Origin of the sequence: Nocardiopsis dassonvillei subsp. dassonvillei DSM 43111, assembly GCF_000092985.1 — a bacterium.
Lineage (GTDB): Bacteria > Actinomycetota > Actinomycetes > Streptosporangiales > Streptosporangiaceae > Nocardiopsis > Nocardiopsis dassonvillei.
In genome coordinates this window covers 4,079,176-4,095,541 of sequence record NC_014210.1, presented here as the reverse complement: position 1 = coordinate 4,095,541, position 16,366 = coordinate 4,079,176, and the positions used below count along the sequence as shown (strand labels likewise).

Below are 16,366 nucleotides of genomic sequence, written 5' to 3'. Positions count from 1 at the left end.
AGCGCCCCGCGCCGAGCGGTGCCCAGGGCCCGCGGCCGGATCCCCGATCCTGCCGCGGGCCCTCGCGCTCCCGCGCCCCGGCGGACGACTCGTCCGGGCCGGGGCGGTCGCATACCCTGGTGGCGATGACTTCCGCGCGCGATTCCCAGCAGAGCGCGGGCGACGAGCCCGTGCAGATGACGTTCTACGAGGCCGTGGGCGGTGAGGAGACCTTCACCCGCCTGGTCCGCCGCTTCTACGAGGGGGTGGCCGACGACCCCGTGCTGCGGCCCATGTACCCCGAGGAGGACCTCGGCCCCGCCGAGGAGCGCCTGCGCCTGTTCCTCATCCAGTACTGGGGCGGCCCCCGCACCTACAACGAGCAGCGTGGCCACCCCCGGCTGCGCATGCGGCACGTGCCGTTCCGCATCGGCGTCGCCGAGCGCGACCTGTGGCTCACGCACATGCGCGCCGCCGTGGACTCCCTGGACCTGCACGAAGCCCTGGAGCGCCAGCTCTGGGAGTACATGGTCATGGCGGCGCACAGCATGGTCAACGTGCCCGAGGAGACCACCGCTCCCGAGGTCGCCAACCCGACCCGGGTCTCGGTGTCCGCCAAGGGCGACGACGGGGACGACGGCGAGGCCGTCACCATCTCCCTCAAGTGATCCGAGGCGACACGGCCGCCGGGACCGGGCCGCCCGGTCCCCGCGGCGCTCAGGCGTAGTCGGCGAGGAAGGCGCGCTCGACCTCGTTGAGCCGCCGGGCGCGCTGCGTGGGCACGTCGAAGCCGACCAGCACCGTCCTGGCCCGCAGGTACACCGTGGTCTCGTCCCGGATCTCGTAGGCCAGCGTGAAGCTGGCGTTGCGCACCTCGGTCACCCACAGCTCCACGCGCACCGGCTCGGAGCGGGGCAGCAGCGGGGCCGCGTAGTCCGCCTCCTGGCGGGCCACCACCATGGCGCCGAAGACCTCGTCGCCCTCGACGGCACCGCCGTAGCGCAGGAAGGACACCCGGGCGTCCTCCAGGTAGGTCAGCATCCGCACGTTGTTGACGTGGTGCTGCGGGTCGAGGTCGGCGTAGCGGACCTGCGCGAGGTGCACGTGCCTCCGGGGCTCGGCCGTCCGGGTGTCGGCGGCTCCGGTCTCGGTCTGTGTCACGTCCGGATCCTCTCGCGCTGTTCTCCTGGGGGGCGGTCCCCTCGATTGTCTCAACGCTTCGCGGAGGAACGGGCGTCCCCCGGTGCCCGCCCCCTGTGTTGTTGCTCTCGCGGGGGCGGACACCGGGGAGGGGACCTCAGTCCACGCGGAGCCCCAGGTAGTGGGCGAGGAAGGCCAGCTGCTCGGAGTTGAGCGCCACACTGCGGCTCACCGACCGCGAGCTGTGGCCCACCTCCGACTCCCGGCGCAGCAGGATCGGCCGCTCCTCGGGCGCGGCCCCCGTGGCGTGCTGCATCAGCGCGCACAGCTTGCGCGCGTGCAGCGGGTCCACGCGGGTGTCGTTGTCGAACACGGTGAACAGCGTCGCCGGGTAGCGGGTGCCCTCGCGCACGTTGTGGTAGGGCGAGTACCCCAGCAGCCACCCCAGCTGCTCGGGGTCGTCGGCGGTGCCGTACTCGACGTTCCACAACTGGCCCAGTCCGAACCGCTCGTAGCGGACCATGTCCAGCAGCGGGGCCGAGCAGACCGCGGCGGTGAACAGGTCCGGCCGCTGCGTGACCATGGCCCCCACCAGCAGTCCGCCGTTGCTGCCGCCCATGACGGCCAGCTGCCCGGGGTCGGTCACCCCGGTGGCGACCAGGTGCTCGGCCGCCGCCGCGCAGTCGTCGAAGACGTTCTGCTTGTCGGCGAACATGCCCGCCCGGTGCCACTCCTCGCCCTCCTCCAGTCCGCCGCGCAGGTTGGCGATGGCGTACACGCCGCCCGCGCGCACCCAGGCCAGCGCCACCGCCGAGTAGGCGGGAGTGAGGGAGATGCGAAAGCCCCCGTAGCCGTACAGGATGGTCGGCCGCGGTCCTTCGGCGGGCGCCTGGGGCGAGACCACGAGCATGCGCACCGCCGTGCCGTCTCGGGAGGTGTAGGTGACCTGCTCCACCCGCACGTCGGGCAGGTCGATGTCACCGGGGGCGTCGGCCCACAGCGACACCTCGCCCGAGAGCGCGTCGTAGCGGTACACCGACGAGGGGTGGGTGTTGTCGGTGTAGCCGAACCACGCCTCGTGCCCGCCCTCGGGGCGTTCGAGCAGCCCGGTCACGGTGCCCAGGCCGGGCATGTCCAGCCCGCCCAGGAGTTCGCCGGTGGCCAGGGCGTGCCGGGTGATCTCGCTGACGGCGTGGCGGCTGCGCGAGACCAGCAGTTCGGGCCGCTCCATCCCGGGGCCGTCCAGGACCGCGTACCCCTCCAGCACCGCCTCGGGGTCCTCCGGGACCAGAGTGGTCCAGTTCCCGTAGCCGGGGTCGGCGGGGTCGGCCACGCACAGGCGTCCGCGCGGGGCGTCCCGGTCGGTGAACAGGTACAGGCGCCCGTCCCGGCCCACGTGCGGGTACAGGGAGGCGTCCACGCCCTCCTGGAAGGGGACCAGGCGCGGCGCGTCCAGGCCGCCGTCGGACAGGTCGGCGATCCACGCGTCGGTGGCCGCCGAGGTGCCGCGGTTGGCCAGCAGCACCAGCCAGCGCCCGTCCCGGCTCACGACCGGGGTGAAGTACTCGGTCTTGTCGCGGCCCTCGCCGAAGACCAGGGTGTCCTGCTCGGCGGGGGTGCCCAGGCGGTGCAGGTAGACGCGGCGGTGGTAGCTCTCCTCACCCTCGGGCACCTGGTCCCGGGGGAGCCGGCGCACGTAGTAGAAGGCGGAGGAGTCGGGCAGCCACGCGATCGGGCTGTACCGGACCCGATCGACGGGTCCGTCCACCAGGTCTCCGCTGGCCACGTCCACGACGCGCAGCACCGACTCCTCGTCGCCGCCCTCGGAGAGCTGGTAGGCCAGGAGCGCGCCGGAGCGGTCGGGCTTCCAGGCGTCCAGTGTGGTCAGACCCTGGGGGTCGAGCGCCCCGGGGTCCACCAGCACCCGCTCGGGGCCGTCGCCGTCCTGGACGTAGAGCACACCGTGCTCCTGTTCGGCGGTGCGGCGGACGAAGAAGCGGCGCTCACCCCGCCACACGGGCGCCCCGACGCTTCCGGCGCCCAGCAGGGACCGCACCTGGTCGGCGAACCAGTTCCTTGTGGTGAACCGTGATGAGACCTCGGTGTACAGGGCGTCCTCCGCGGCAGCCCACTCCTTGGTCTGCGCCGAATCGCCGTCCTCCAACCACCGGTAGGGGTCACCGACCGTGTGACCGTGCAGGTTCTCGATGATGTCCAGCCGTGCGGCCTGGGGGTAGCGGAGTTCACGCATACTTCGCACCCTATCCACCGCCATCCACCCCGATGTGTCCGGCGCGGCGCCAGTGTGAAAAGGAGCGCCGCCAGCGCACAATGGAGCCGGGAAAAGGGGGAACACGCGGTTTCTGGGCGGCCCAGCGCAAATTGGGGTGGCGCCGGAGCGGTCCGACCACGCAAACTGAATGCGGGACGCAACTCGGCGGGACCACCGGGAGGTCCGTGTGGCAAGGCGTACGGAACCATCGATCCTCGGATCGGTGCACAGGGAGGTCTCCTGGCTGGCCGATCGGCTGGCCGGGGAGGAGACACGGCCGTCACAGACGACGGCTGGGGCGACGCGATGAGCGCCCGAAGCAGCCGGGAGGGTGGCACAGGCACCGCCCGCCGCCACGTGCTGCTGCTCAACGCCAGCTTCGAACCACTGACGACACTGCCCCTGCGCAGGGCGATCCTGCTCGTCCTGAGAGAGAAGGCGGAGGTCGTCCACCAGGACGACGCGGGCGCGATACTGCACTCGGCGACGCGCTCCTACGACGTGCCGTCGGTCATCCGGCTCCGACGCTACATCAGCGTCCCCTACAGCCGCAGAGTGCCCCTCACCAGGGTCGCCCTCATGCGGCGCGACAGGCACACCTGCGGATACTGCGGCAAGAAGGCCGAGACCATCGACCACGTCATCCCGCGCAGCCGCGGCGGCGCCCACGTGTGGGAGAACGTGGTCGCCGCGTGCAAGCCGTGCAACCACCGCAAGGCCGACAAGTTCCTGGACGAACTCGGCTGGGAGCTGCACGTGACCCCCAAGGTGCCCAAGGGGCCCCACTGGCGCCTGATCAACGGTGACCTCCACGGCGACCCCCAGTGGGAGCCGTACATGGCCCACCTGGCCGCCTGATCCGGCGGAGCCGGGACCTCGCGTCCCACCCGGCACCGCCGCCGACCCCGACCGCCCTCCGGCGCACGCGCCGGGGGGCGGTCGCGTGCTCCCTCGGCTCTTCCCCCGCTACGGTGCGGAACGTCCTCCATCTTCTGTCCAGACAGTCTAGACTGTAACCGGAGGTGGTTGCTGTGAGATGGCAGGTACAGGAACTGAAGCAGCGCACCAGTGAGGTGCTCCGTGCGGTGGAGAGTGAGGGCGACCAGATCATCACACGCCACGGGCGTGAGATCGCGGTACTGGTGGACATGGAGGAGTACCGCAGGCTGAAGGGGGAGTCCGGAGGTTTCAAGGAGCTTCTCGGTTCCGTGCCTCCGCTGGACGTGCTCGACGAGGTCCGTGCCCCGGATCTCGGGCGCGAGATCGACTGGGGCGAACGTTGAGCTTCCTCCTTGACACGAACGTCCTGTCCGAACTGCGTCGGCGCGAGCCGGACCCGGGGTTCCTGAGGTGGTGGGACGAGGTCGAGGACTCGGACCTGTACATCAGCGCACTCGTGGTGGGAGAGATCCGGCTGGGAGTCCGCAAACTGCACCACCGGGGCGACCGTTCCCAGGCGGAGCGGTTGTCCGACTGGCTCGACCGACTCGTCCGCGCCTACGGAGACAGGGTCGTCCCCGTGGACGTGGGAGTCGTCCTCGAATGGGCGCCGATGAACGTTCCGGATCGGATACCCGTGGTCGACGGTCTGATGGCGGCCACCGCCAAGCACCACGGGTGGACGTTCGTCACCCGTAACACCAAGGACGTCGCGAACCGTGGAGTGCGGCTCCTGAACCCCTTCACGGGATGAGCCGGGCGCGGTCGTATCCTGACCGCATGCCCAGATACGACTTCCGCTGCCGCGAGTGCGGCGACACCTTCGAGCTCTCCCGTCCGATGGCGCGGGCCGGTGACCCGGCGGCCTGCCCCCAGGGGCACGGCGACACGGTCCGGCTGCTGTCCACCGTGGCGGTGGGCGGACGCGCGTCCGCCCCCGCGCCCTCCGGTGGAGGGTGCTGCGGGGGCGGCTGCTGCTCCTGAGGGTGGGGCGGCCGCGCCGCCCCACCTCCCGGTCCGCTACTTCTCGACCTGGGACACGTCGCGCGCGGCGCCGGTCGAGGCCGAGGTCGCCATGGCCGCGTAGGCGCGCAGAGCCGCGGTCACCGGCCGCTGTCGGTCGCGCGGCCTGAACCGGCCCAGCTCCTTGAGCAGGCGCTCGCGGCGCGCGTCGAGCTCCTCCGCGGAGACCTCCAGCACGATGCCCCGGTTGGGGATGTCGATGCTGATGACGTCGCCGTCCTCCACCAGCGCGATGTCACCGCCCGCGGCGGCCTCGGGGGAGGCGTGGCCGATGGACAGCCCCGACGTGCCGCCGGAGAAGCGGCCGTCGGTGATGAGGGCGCACGCCTTGCCCAGGCCGCGGCCCTTGAGGAAGCTCGTCGGGTACAGCATCTCCTGCATGCCCGGACCGCCCTTGGGGCCCTCGTAACGGATGACCACCACGTCACCGGGCTCGATCCGCTTGTTGAGGATGCCGTCCACGGCGTCCTCCTGGGACTCGAACACCTTGGCCGGTCCGGAGAAGGTCCACAGCTCCTCCTCCACGCCCGCGGTCTTGACGATCGCGCCGTCCGGGGCGAGGTTGCCGAACAGCACCGCCAGGCCGCCGTCCTTGGTGTAGGCGTGCTCGACTGAGCGGATGCAGCCCTTCTCCCGGTCGGTGTCCAGGGTGTCCCAGCGGGTGTCCTGTGAGTAGGCCTTCGTGGTGCGCTTGCCGCCGGGGGCGGCGTGGAACAGCTCCACGGCCTCGGGTGAGACGGTGTCGGAGACGATGTCCCACTCGGCGATGAACTCGCCGACCGTCTTGCCGTGCACCGTGGGCAGGGAGGTGTCCAGCAGGCCGCCGCGGGCCAGCTCGCCCAGGATGGAGGGGATGCCGCCCGCCCGGTGCACGTCCTCGATGTGGTACTTCTCGGTGTTCGGCGCGACCTTGCACAGGCACGGCACCCGGCGCGAGACCGCGTCGATCTCGGGCAGGCCGAAGCCGACGCCCGCCTCGGTGGCCGCGGCCAGCAGGTGCAGGATCGTGTTGGTGGAGCCGCCCATGGCCACGTCCAGGGCCATGGCGTTGCCGAAGGCCTCGGGGGTGGCGATGGACAGCGGCAGGACGGAGGAGTCGTCGTCCTCGTAGTAGCGCTTGGCGGCCTCCACGACCAGGCGTCCGGCGTCCTCGTACAGGGCGCGGCGGGCGGTGTGGGTGGCCAGCACGGTGCCGTTGCCGGGCAGGGCCAGGCCGATCGCCTCGGTGAGGCAGTTCATCGAGTTGGCGGTGAACATGCCCGAGCAGGAGCCGCAGGTCGGGCAGGCGGCCTCCTCCATCTCGTCCAGCTCGGCCTGGGAGACGCTCTCGTCGGCCGCGGCGATCATCGGGTTGATCAGGTCCAGCTTGCGCACGGTGGTGGCGGTGCCGTCGACCACCGTGACCTTGCCCGCCTCCATGGGGCCGCCGGAGACGAACACCGTGGGGATGTTCAGGCGCAGCGCGGCCAGCAGCATGCCCGGGGTGATCTTGTCGCAGTTGGACACGCACACCAGGGCGTCGGCGCAGTGCGCGTTGACCATGTACTCGACCGAGTCGGCGATCAGCTCGCGGCTGGGCAGGGAGTAGAGCATGCCGCCGTGGCCCATGGCGATGCCGTCGTCCACGGCGATGGAGTTGAACTCGCGGGGGACGCCGCCCGCCTCGCGGACGGCGTTGGCGACGACCTCGGCCACCTCGCGCAGGTGGACGTGGCCCGGCACGAACTCGGTGAAGCTGTTGGCCACGGCCACGATGGGCTTGCCGAAGTCCTCGCGCTCCACACCGGTGGCGCGCATGAGGGCGCGCGCGCCGGCCATGTTCCTGCCGTGGGTGACGGTGCGTGAGCGTAGGGCTGGCATGGGGCGGGCTCCCATCGTTACGGGTGTTTCCCCTCGATGGTAGTCCTTCGTCGCACCGCTCTGGTCTCGTACTGGAAGACGGGCCATCCGGATCGTGAGACGCCCGTGGTGGGAAGGCCGGGCCGCGGCCGGGGCGCGGCCGGTGCGGGGGAGCGAGAAGCCCCTGGAAACAGGAGGGCCCGGGTGCCACGGCGCTGTGGTCCGTCCCGGGCCGGGGTGGCGTCAGGGGGGGGGTGGGGGCGTCTCAGTACCTGGGCGGCAGGGCCTTCATCGCGGCCTGGTAGATCTCCTCGATCTCCTTCTCGGTCAGGCGGTCCCGGCCGCTGCGCAGCCACTTGCGGACCTTGGTGCCGGTGATGATGTCCACGCCCCGCAGCCGGTGGCTGTCCCAGGGCATGCCGGGTCCGTAGATGGCCAGCGACGCGCGCACCTTGATCTCGCGCCCCAGTTCGGAGCTGATCAGGTCCTGCGCCCGCTTGGCCTCCTCCAGGGCCTCGTCGATGCGCTCGTTCTTGCTGAACCGCCCGTGGTAGAGCTTCTCCAGCTTGTTGCGCAGCGGCAGCCGCTTGTCCCACGACTCGGAGTCGATGGCGAACGCGCCCCGCCGGCCCACGATGAAGTGGTCGATCTGGCCGTTGCCGCCGGGCACCGCGCGCGCGTGCAGGACGCGGTAGCCGAGCTGCTTCATCACCTTGAGCTGCGCCTCGGTCTTGCGCTGGGCCGCCGAGGGCTTGCGCCAGCGCGGGATCTCCGACTCGCGCCGGGAGGCGTACACCATGATCCCGGCCAGGGTGAGGACGCCGAAGGTGACGCCGATCCGCCAGTCGGAGGTGAGCAGGCCGATCAGGACGGCCACCACGGCGGCGCCGCCGCCGCGTACCACCCACCTGCGGACGGAACGGTTGGAGCGCAGGGCACCGTAGACCGCCTTGCCGCCCGAGGTGTCCTTCTTCTTTCTCTGATTGGGGAAAAAGAGGGATTCGGGCCTTTCGGGGTCCGATCCCCCGGACGTTGGAGTGGAGCCGTTCACTCTGGTAGCCGATTTCACGTCGGACAGGTTAGTTCGATCCATATCCGAGTCCTAGTGCATTACTTCTCACACTTTTGTATCCCTGTTCCTCGGTGCGTAAGCGTGTCGGTCGCCTTGGGACAGGGAATGCTTACCCTTCGGTCAGTCTCTCTGGAGAAGCGGTTCCTCCTCACCGTGGTGCCCTGCGGTGTGCCCGCTAACCTGTCTCGCCATGACCCAGATCCATGACCTTCCGGCCCACCGCCTCCTCGCGATGGTCCGCAGTCGTGAGCTGTCGCCTACTGAGATCACTGAGCACTTCCTGGACCGCACCGAGAGGTACGACCACCTCGTCGGCGCGTACATTACGGTCACCCCGGAAAAGGCGCTCGAACAAGCCCGTTACGCGCAGAAGCGGGTGATGGCCGACACGCCAGAGACCCTGCCCCCCCTCCTCGGGCTCCCCGTGCCCGTCAAGGACCTCGACCCGGTCGCCGGGGTCCGCCTCACCCAGGGCTCACCGGTCTTCCGCGACGCCGTCGCCCCGACCGACTCGGGCGTGGTCGCCCGGCTGCGCGCCGCGGGCGCGGTCCTGCCGGGAAAGACCAACACCCCCGAGTTCGGGTCGAGCTGCTACACCGAGAACGCCGTCGCCCCGCCCTCCCGCAACCCCTGGAACACCGACCTGTCCCCGGGCGGCTCCAGCGGAGGCGCCGCGGCGGCCGTCGCCGCCGGACTCGCCCCCGTGGCCCAGGGCAGCGACGGCGGCGGCTCGATCCGCATCCCCGCCAGCGCGTGCGGGCTCTTCGGCCTCAAGCCCACCCGCGGCCGGATCTCCGGCGCACCCCTCAAACCCGACCTCGCGGGCCTGTCCACCGCCGGACCCCTCACCCGAGGCGTCCGCGACGCCGCCCTCCTCCTGGACGCCATGGCCTTCTCCGGACCGGGCGACCACTTCACCGCGCCGCCCCTGCCGCCGGGCGAGACCTTCGCCGACCACGTGGGCCGCGAACCCGGACGCCTGCGCATCGGCTGCCACGCCACCACCGGCTCCGCCCGGATCCCCGTGCACCCCCACGTCCTGGCCGCCCACGAGGAGGCCGTCCGCCTCCTGGCCGACCTCGGACACGAGGTGGAGGAGGTCCCCGCCCCCGGGGACGCCCACTTCGGAGGCTCCTTCATGGCGGACTTCGGCGTGGTCTGGGCGGCGATGGCCTCGGCCACGCCGGTCGCCCCCGCCCGCGAGGCCGAGCTGAGCCCCCTCAACCAGTGGCTGCGCGAGCGGGCCCGCGCCACGCCCGTGCCCGACTACATCGCCGCCTGCGCCCGCCTCCAGCGCGGCGTCCGCTCCCTGGTCGCCGCGACCGAACCCCTCGACGCGGTGCTCTCGCCCGTGCTGGCCGCGCCCCCGGTCCCGCTGGGGCACTTCACCGGCGACGGACCCGAGGAGGAGTTCCGGCGGATGACCGCGTTCGCGCCGTTCACCTCGGTCTACAACGTCTCGGGACAGCCCTCGGTCAGCGTCCCCCTGCACTGGTCGCCCGAGGGACTGCCGATCGGCGTCATGCTCACCGGCCGCATGGGCGGCGAGGGCACCCTGCTGTCGCTGTCGGCGCAGCTCGAACGCGCGCGCCCGTGGGCCCACCGCGTCCCGCCGCTGCGCGCCGGCCGACCGGACTCGTCACCGGTGTGACGGCCGGGGCCGCCCCCCGTTCGGTACCACCCCGACGCCGACAGCGGCAGCGAGGACCGGCACGAGGCGCGCGCTCCGGCGGCCCGCGCCTCAGCGGGGCTCGTCGGACGCGGCCTCGGCGCCCGCCGCGGCGCCGTGCACCGGAGGGGCCTCCAGCACACTCCCCCCGACCTCCTCGGGGTCGAGGCCGCCCGGCTCCTCGGCGGCCTCGGGGGGCGGTTCGGGCACGAACAGGCTCAGCAGCGCCGACACCAGCACCAGCACCGCGGCGCCCAGCACACCGCCCGCGATCCCCATGAGGTCGATCAGGCCGCCGGACAGCGGACCGGCCACCGCCCCGCCCACGCCCAGAGCCGTGGACATCCACCCGAAGGCCTCGGCCCGCCGCCGCGCGGGGGCCAGGTCGCCCAGACGGCCCATGACCGCGGCCAGGGTCGGCGCCAGCGCCATACCGGACAGGAACAGCAGCGGTGTGATCAGCAGCGGTGTCGACAGCTGCGCGAACGGCGGTACGAACGGCACCAGCACCGCCACGCCCAGCGCCGAGCCGAAGCAGCGGCGCACCAGGTGGGGGCGTCCGCGCAGCGCGCCCGCGATCGCCCCGCCCACCAGCGACCCCAGCGCCCACACCGACGCCAGCACCATCACGTACTGCGGGGCGCCGAGCTCGTTGGCCCACGCCACGATCACCAGGTCCACGCCCATGATCCCGCTGACCATCAGCAGGCACATGAGGAACAGCGCCACCAGCGCCGGGCTGCGCAGCAGACTCCGGCGGGGACCGGACGGCTCCTCACCGGCTCCCTCCCCGGTCGGCGCGGGGCCGGTCACCCCGGCCCGGCGCAGCCCGAGCGCGAACCCGAGCGAACCGAGCAGAGCCACCGCCGACAGCAGCACCAGCGCCCAGCGCGCACCGGCGAAGGCCACCACTCCAGCGGTCATGATCGGGGAGAAGACGAAGAGCAGCTCCTGGGTGGTCGCCTCGGCCGCGTAGATCGCCTGCCGTTCGGGGCCGCGCGTCAGCCGCGGCCACAGCGCCCGCACGATCTGGTTGGCCGGGGAGCCGAACAGCCCGGTGCCCAGCGCCAGCGGGAGCGAGAGCCACCACAGCCGCTCGGGCAGCAGGACCAGGCCCAGCAGCCCCGCGCTGAACACCACGCCGCACACCAGCACCAGCCGGTCGGTTCCGCCCCGGTCGGCCATCCGCCCGCGCAGCGGTCCCACCAGCGCGATGCCCAGGGTGAAGGCGCCCGCGACCAGCCCGGCCAGGGTGTAGGAGCCGGTCCACCCCTCCACCAGGAAGGTGACCGCGATCATCAGCCCCGGCATGTAGAAGCGCGCGGCCAGGGACCAGGCCAGCAGGGGAAGCACGTGGGGGACGGCGAAGAGCCGTCGGTAGTTCGCGAGCACACCCCGATTATGCAGATGTCGAGGACATCGGGCGATCGCTTTGACGGCCTGTGCAGAGCGCCCGTTTGTACGTGCTGGACAGTCCGGACGCGCCGCGCGGGGAGCCGTTATCGGCCCGCACCCGGGACACGTTCTGGTCCCACGCCGGAACGGCCTCCGGTGTACGGAGCCCCTGGTAGGGCATGATCGGATTCTGTGAGGGACGTTCAGCTGGCACGGTTGGCCGAGCAGCACGGAGTCGCGACGACCTACGAGGACTGGCGGGGGCGCAGGGTCCCGGTCAGCCCCGACACCATCCGCCATGTCCTGGCCGCCCTGGGCGTGGACCCGGCGGCCCCGGACGCGGGGGCGGCGCCGGGCCCGCTGCCGCCCGCGGTCGTCGTCCGCGAGGGCAAGGCGCCCGACCTCGTGCTCGCCGAGGGGACGCACAGCGTCGTCGAGACCTGCGGCGGCTCCCTGCTGCCCTTCGGCCCCGGGCTGCCGCTGGGCGTGCACACCCTGCGCGTCACCGACGGCGCCGCCGAGCACACCGCGCCCCTGCTCGTGGCCCCCGACCGCATCGAACCCAGCGCGCTCAGGGACCACCCGCGCCTGTGGGGGATCATGGCGCAGGTCTACAGCGTGCGCTCCCGCGCCTCCTGGGGCACCGGCGACCTGCGCGACCTCGCCGAGCTCGCCGACTGGAGCGCGCGCGACCTGGGCGCCGACTTCGCCCTGATCAACCCGGTGCACGCCACCGAGCCGCTGCCCCCGGTGGAGCCCTCGCCCTACCTGCCGGTCAGCCGCCGCTACGCCAGCCCCCTCTACATCCGCATCGAGGACGTGCCCGAGTACGCCCGGCTCGACCCCGCCCAGCGCGAGGGCATCCAGCGCCTGGCCCGGCCGCTGCGCGAACGCGGCCGCACCGCCGACCTCCTCGACCGCGACTCCGTGTGGAGGGCCAAGCGCGCCGCCCTGGAGGTCCTCTTCGAGTCGCCCCGCGCCCCCGGCCGCGAGGCCTCCCTGCGCGCCTACCTCGAACGCGAGGGCCGACCGCTGGTCGAGTTCGCCACCTGGTCGGCCCTGGCCGAGCGGCACGGCACCGACTACCGGACCTGGCCGCAGGGGCTGCGCGGGGTCCACAGCCGCGACGTCGGGGAGGAGGCCCTGCGCCGGTGGCCCGCCGTGGAGTTCCACCGCTGGCTCCAGTGGATCCTCGACGAGCAGCTCTCCCAGGCGCAGACCACCGCCGAGACCGGCGGGATGGCCGTCGGCATCGTGCACGACCTGGCCATCGGGGTGCAGGCGGGCGGCGCGGACGCGTGGATGTACGGGGACGCCCTCGTGCCCGGCCTGCACGTGGGGGCGCCCCCGGACGAGTTCAACCGGCAGGGGCAGGACTGGGGCCAGCCGCCCTGGCACCCCCGGCGCCTGGCCGGGCGCGGCTACGAACCGTTCCGCCAGATCCTGGCCCAGGCGTTCCGCTACGCGGGCGGGGTCCGCATCGACCACGTCATGGGCATGTTCCGGCTCTGGTGCGTGCCCGAGGGCGCCTCCGCGGCCGAGGGCACCTACGTCAGGTTCGACCACGAGGGCATGGTGGGCACGCTCGCCCTGGCCGCCCACCGGGCGGACGCCGTCGTGGTCGGGGAGGACCTGGGCACCGTGGAGCCGTGGGTGCGCGAACACCTCGCCGACCGCGGGATCCTCGGTACCTCCGTGCTGTGGTTCGAGCAGGACGCCGACGGCCGCCCGCGCCCGCCGGAGGAGTGGCGCACCGACTGCCTGGCCACGGTCGCCACCCACGACCTGCCGCCGGTGGCGTCGTTCCTGTCCACCGAGCACGTCGAGCTGCGCGACCGGCTGGGCCTGCTCGGCCGCCCCGTGGAGGAGGAGCGCGCCGACGCCGAGTCGCGGGTGGAACGCTGGCGCGAGCTCCTCGTGGAGCTGGGCCTGCTCGACGAGGACGTGGACCCCGTGGCCGACTCGGCCGCCGTGGTGGCGGCCATGCACGCCTACCTGGTGGCCACCCCCGCCCGCATGATCGGGGTCGCGCTCACCGACGTGGTGGGGGAGCGGCGCATGCAGAACCAGCCCGGCACCAGCGACGAGTACCCGAACTGGCGCATCCCGCTCACCAGCGGCGAGGGAGAGCCGGTCCTGGTGGACGAACTGCTCGCCGACCCGCGCATGGTGGCGCGCATCCGCCGCACCCTCGGGCCTGTCGGCCGGCGGGACCACGCTCCCTAACGGGCCGTCCGGAACCTTTGCCGAGTGACGCGGGGCCCTGGACCGCGTCTTGGCCGGTCTCGGCGGCCGAGGCCCGCTGCGAGCACCGGGTCACGGCGGGGAGGGCGGCCGGGCCGAACACGCGCGCGCCCGCTCCGCCGTCGCAGGCGGGGCGGGCGCGCGGCCCCTTCCTACTCCTGACGCTCGCCCGCGGCGATGTCGGTGGCCCGGGCGCGCAGGGCCCGCTCCACCCCCGCGCGGCCCTCGACCAGCAGGCGGCGCAGCGCCGGGGCCGGGTCGGACTCGGCGATGTAGGCGTCCGTGCGCTCCAGCGTCGCCTCCTCCACCAGACCGCTCGGGTACACCACCTCGGCGAAGGTCTGCGCGAACTCGCCCGTCCACTTCTCCCAGGCCGGGCCCAGCTGCGCGAAGTACCTCTCCACGTACGGCCGGTACAGCTCGGCCTGGCCCGGCTCGGTGAAGCCCAGCAGGACCGCGCGGAACTCGGCGTTGGCGAGCTCCTCGCCCACGATCCGCTCCCACGCCGCGGCCTTGGCCTCGGCGGTGGGGATGGCGGCGCGGGCCCCGGCGGCGTTGCGCTGCCCGGCCGCGGTGGCGTCGCGCTCCAGCTCGGCGGCGATCTCCGCCTCCCCGGCCTTGCCCGTCGCGACCAGGCGGCGCAGCAGCGTCCACCGCAGGTCGGTGTCCACGACCAGCCCGTCCACGGTGATCGCGCCGTCCAGCAGGCCCTGGAGCAGGGACAGGTGGGCGTCGCTCGCCGCCGAGGCGGCCAGCGCGTTGGCGTAGGCCAGCTGCAGGTCGCCGCCCGGCTCAGCCGCGGTCAGCAGCTCGCGCAGCCGCTCGGAGAGCTGCTCGAAGCCGAACGGGCGCCACGCCGGGTCGGCGTACATGTGCAGAGCCGAGTTGGCCTGGCGCAGCAGGGTCTGGGCGACCATGACGTCGTCCACGCCGCTGATCCCGGAGATGACCAGGGAGACGTAGTCGCGGGCGGCCATCTCGCCGTCGCGGGTCATGTCCCAGGCGGCGCCGAAGGCCAGCGCGCGGGGCAGGGACTCGCGGATCTCGCCGACGCCCTCCACCACGGTGCGCAGGGAGCGCTCGTCCAGGCGGACCTTGGTGAAGGTCAGGTCGTCGTCGTTGATCAGGACCAGGTCCGGCCGGACCCGGCCGACCAGCTCCGGCACCTCGGTGCGCTCGCCGCGCACGTCCAGCTCCACGCGCTCGCGGCGCACGACGCCCTCGTCGGTGCGGTCGTACAGGCCGATCGCCAGGCGGTGCGAGCGCAGCGTCGGGTGGTCGGCCGGGGCCTCCTGGAGCACGGTGAACGAGGTGAAGCGGCCCTCGGCGTCCACCTCGAACTCCGGGCGCATCGTGTTGACGCCCGTGGTCTCCAGCCAGTCGCGCGACCAGCCCGACAGGTCGCGGCCCGAGGCGGCCTCCAGGTGCTTGAGCAGGTCACGCAGCTCGGTGTTGCCGAACGCGTTCTCCTTGAAGTAGGCGCGCACGCCCGCGAAGAACGCGTCCACGCCCACGTACGCCGCGAGTTGCTTGAGCACCGAGGCGCCCTTGGCGTAGGTGATGCCGTCGAAGTTGACCTCGACCGCCTGGATGTCGACCATGTCGGCGGCGACCGGGTGGGTGGAGGGCAGCTGGTCCTGGCGCAGCGCCCAGCTCTTCTCCACGTTCGCGAACGTCGTCCAGGCGTCGGTCCACTTGGTGGCGTTGGCCTGGCAGTACACGCTGGCGTAGGTCGCGAACGACTCGTTCAGCCACAGGTCGTCCCACCAGCGCATGGTGACCAGGTCACCGAACCACATGTGCGCCATCTCGTGCAGGATCGTCTCGGCGCGGCGCTCGTAACGGGCGTCGGTGACCCTCGAACGGAAGACGTAGTCCTCCAGGAACGTGACCGCGCCCGCGTTCTCCATGGCGCCCGCGTTGAACTCGGGCACGAACAGCTGGTCGTACTTGCCGAACGGGTAGCGCAGGTCGAACAGGCCGTGGAAGAAGTCGAAGCCCTGCTTGGTGACCTCGAACAGGGCGTCGGAGTCCAGGTGCTCGGCCAGCGAGGCGCGGCAGTACAGCCCCAGCGGGATGCCGTCGTGCTCGTCGCGCACCACGTGGTACGGGCCCGCGATCAGCGCGGTGATGTAGGTGGACATCACCGGCGTGGCCGGGAAGTGCCAGCGCACCCGCTCCTCGCCCGCGGCCTCGCGCTCCACGTCGGGCGCGCTGTTGGACACGACCTCCCACGAGGGGGGAGCGAACACCGTCAGCTCGAAGGTCGCCTTCAGGTCGGGCTGGTCGAAGCACGCGAACATGCGGTGCGCGTCGGCCGTCTCGAACTGGGTGTACAGGTACACCGAGTCGTCGACCGGGTCCACGAACCGGTGCAGGCCCTCTCCGGTGCGCATGTACACGGCGTCGGCGACGACCGTCAGCTCGTTGTCCGCGGCCACCTCGGGGAGGACGAGGCGCTCGCCGTCGAACAGCTCGGCCGCGTCCAGCTCGGCTCCGTTCAGCGTCGCCGTGCGGATCGCGGGGGCGGCCAGCTCGACGAACGTCCGCGCCCCGGGCTCCGAGCTGGAGAACCGGATCACGGTGGTGGACCTGAAGGTCTCGGCACCGGTGGTCAGGTCCAGCTCCACGGCGTAGGAGTCGACGCTGAGAATCCGCGCACGCTCACGAGCCTCGTCCCGTGTCAGGTTCCCTGCCACGCCACGCTCCCTCCACGGCCGCCGTCGTCGCCGGCCGGATCATTGCCGACCACGGCGAGTCCGCCGCCTGGGGTGGAGCGTCGTCGGGGCCGGAG

The 16,366-nt window shown here is 72.5% G+C and carries 13 protein-coding genes; 7 read left to right on the top strand and 6 right to left on the bottom strand.

The annotated features are described in order from the left end of the window. The first annotated feature begins 125 nt into the window (after nt 1-125). A complete protein-coding gene (locus NDAS_RS16960) occupies nt 126-647 on the top strand; it encodes a globin (protein WP_013154437.1) in 522 nt (173 codons plus the stop codon). A 49-nt stretch (nt 648-696) separates the two neighbouring features. On the opposite strand, the gene NDAS_RS16955 is transcribed toward NDAS_RS16960, so the two are convergent. Further along, the gene (locus tag NDAS_RS16955) at nt 697-1,140 is read right to left on the bottom strand and encodes an acyl-CoA thioesterase (protein WP_013154436.1); all 444 of its coding nucleotides are present in this window, start codon (nt 1,138-1,140) and stop codon (nt 697-699) included. Nucleotides 1,141-1,276: 136 nt separating this feature from the next. Further along, entirely contained in the window at nt 1,277-3,370 is a 2,094-nt protein-coding gene (locus NDAS_RS16950; protein ID WP_013154435.1) for a prolyl oligopeptidase family serine peptidase, read from the bottom strand. Nucleotides 3,371-3,748: 378 nt separating this feature from the next. Between NDAS_RS16950 and NDAS_RS16945 the strand changes: the two genes are divergently transcribed. The 4 genes from NDAS_RS16945 (at nt 3,749) to NDAS_RS16930 (ending at nt 5,314) form a co-directional block, all read left to right on the top strand. Further along, nucleotides 3,749-4,249, top strand: coding sequence for an HNH endonuclease (locus NDAS_RS16945; RefSeq protein WP_019611059.1), 501 nt, complete (start codon nt 3,749-3,751; stop codon nt 4,247-4,249). A 173-nt stretch (nt 4,250-4,422) separates the two neighbouring features. Further along, on the top strand, nt 4,423-4,674 hold the full coding sequence (locus NDAS_RS16940) for a type II toxin-antitoxin system Phd/YefM family antitoxin (RefSeq protein ID WP_013154433.1): 252 nt from the start codon (nt 4,423-4,425) through the stop codon (nt 4,672-4,674). Next, complete coding sequence (locus tag NDAS_RS16935) at nt 4,671-5,084, top strand: type II toxin-antitoxin system VapC family toxin (RefSeq protein ID WP_013154432.1); 414 nt, start codon at nt 4,671-4,673, stop codon at nt 5,082-5,084. Before NDAS_RS16940 ends, NDAS_RS16935 begins: the two co-directional genes overlap by 4 nt. A gap of 26 nt (nt 5,085-5,110) precedes the next feature. After that, on the top strand, nt 5,111-5,314 hold the full coding sequence (locus NDAS_RS16930; RefSeq protein WP_041552825.1) for an FmdB family zinc ribbon protein: 204 nt from the start codon (nt 5,111-5,113) through the stop codon (nt 5,312-5,314). Between the two features lie 36 nt (nt 5,315-5,350). Here the strand turns inward: NDAS_RS16930 and ilvD are convergent, their stop codons facing one another. After that, complete coding sequence (gene ilvD / locus NDAS_RS16925) at nt 5,351-7,213, bottom strand: dihydroxy-acid dehydratase (protein WP_013154430.1); 1,863 nt, start codon at nt 7,211-7,213, stop codon at nt 5,351-5,353. A gap of 244 nt (nt 7,214-7,457) precedes the next feature. Continuing rightward, nucleotides 7,458-8,285: a nuclease-related domain-containing protein gene (locus NDAS_RS16920; protein WP_013154429.1), complete on the bottom strand. Its 828-nt coding sequence runs from the start codon at nt 8,283-8,285 to the stop codon at nt 7,458-7,460. Nucleotides 8,286-8,454: 169 nt separating this feature from the next. On the opposite strand from NDAS_RS16920, the gene NDAS_RS16915 reads away from it, so the two are divergent. Beyond that, on the top strand, nt 8,455-9,915 hold the full coding sequence (locus NDAS_RS16915) for an amidase (protein WP_013154428.1): 1,461 nt from the start codon (nt 8,455-8,457) through the stop codon (nt 9,913-9,915). Between the two features lie 90 nt (nt 9,916-10,005). Here the strand turns inward: NDAS_RS16915 and NDAS_RS16910 are convergent, their stop codons facing one another. Beyond that, nucleotides 10,006-11,325, bottom strand: a complete 1,320-nt coding sequence (locus NDAS_RS16910; RefSeq protein WP_013154427.1) for an MFS transporter — start codon at nt 11,323-11,325, stop codon at nt 10,006-10,008. Between the two features lie 195 nt (nt 11,326-11,520). Between NDAS_RS16910 and malQ the strand changes: the two genes are divergently transcribed. Next, on the top strand, nt 11,521-13,554 hold the full coding sequence (gene malQ, locus NDAS_RS16905; RefSeq protein ID WP_013154426.1) for a 4-alpha-glucanotransferase: 2,034 nt from the start codon (nt 11,521-11,523) through the stop codon (nt 13,552-13,554). A gap of 170 nt (nt 13,555-13,724) precedes the next feature. On the opposite strand, the gene pepN is transcribed toward malQ, so the two are convergent. Beyond that, nucleotides 13,725-16,271 (bottom strand): aminopeptidase N, encoded by a 2,547-nt coding sequence (pepN, locus tag NDAS_RS16900; RefSeq protein ID WP_013154425.1) that lies wholly within the window; start codon nt 16,269-16,271, stop codon nt 13,725-13,727. Nucleotides 16,272-16,366 lie beyond the last annotated feature (95 nt).

What these genes read in the sequence shown, in the direction of transcription:
- NDAS_RS16960 (WP_013154437.1), top strand. Translation starts at nt 126, where the DNA reads ATGACTTCCGCGCGCGATTCCCAGCAGAGCGCGGGCGACGAGCCCGTG.
- NDAS_RS16950 (WP_013154435.1), bottom strand. Translation starts at nt 3,370, where the DNA reads ATGCGTGAACTCCGCTACCCCCAGGCCGCACGGCTGGACATCATCGAG.
- NDAS_RS16930 (WP_041552825.1), top strand. Translation starts at nt 5,111, where the DNA reads ATGCCCAGATACGACTTCCGCTGCCGCGAGTGCGGCGACACCTTCGAG.
- ilvD (WP_013154430.1), bottom strand. Translation starts at nt 7,213, where the DNA reads ATGCCAGCCCTACGCTCACGCACCGTCACCCACGGCAGGAACATGGCC.
- NDAS_RS16920 (WP_013154429.1), bottom strand. Translation starts at nt 8,285, where the DNA reads ATGGATCGAACTAACCTGTCCGACGTGAAATCGGCTACCAGAGTGAAC.
- NDAS_RS16915 (WP_013154428.1), top strand. Translation starts at nt 8,455, where the DNA reads ATGACCCAGATCCATGACCTTCCGGCCCACCGCCTCCTCGCGATGGTC.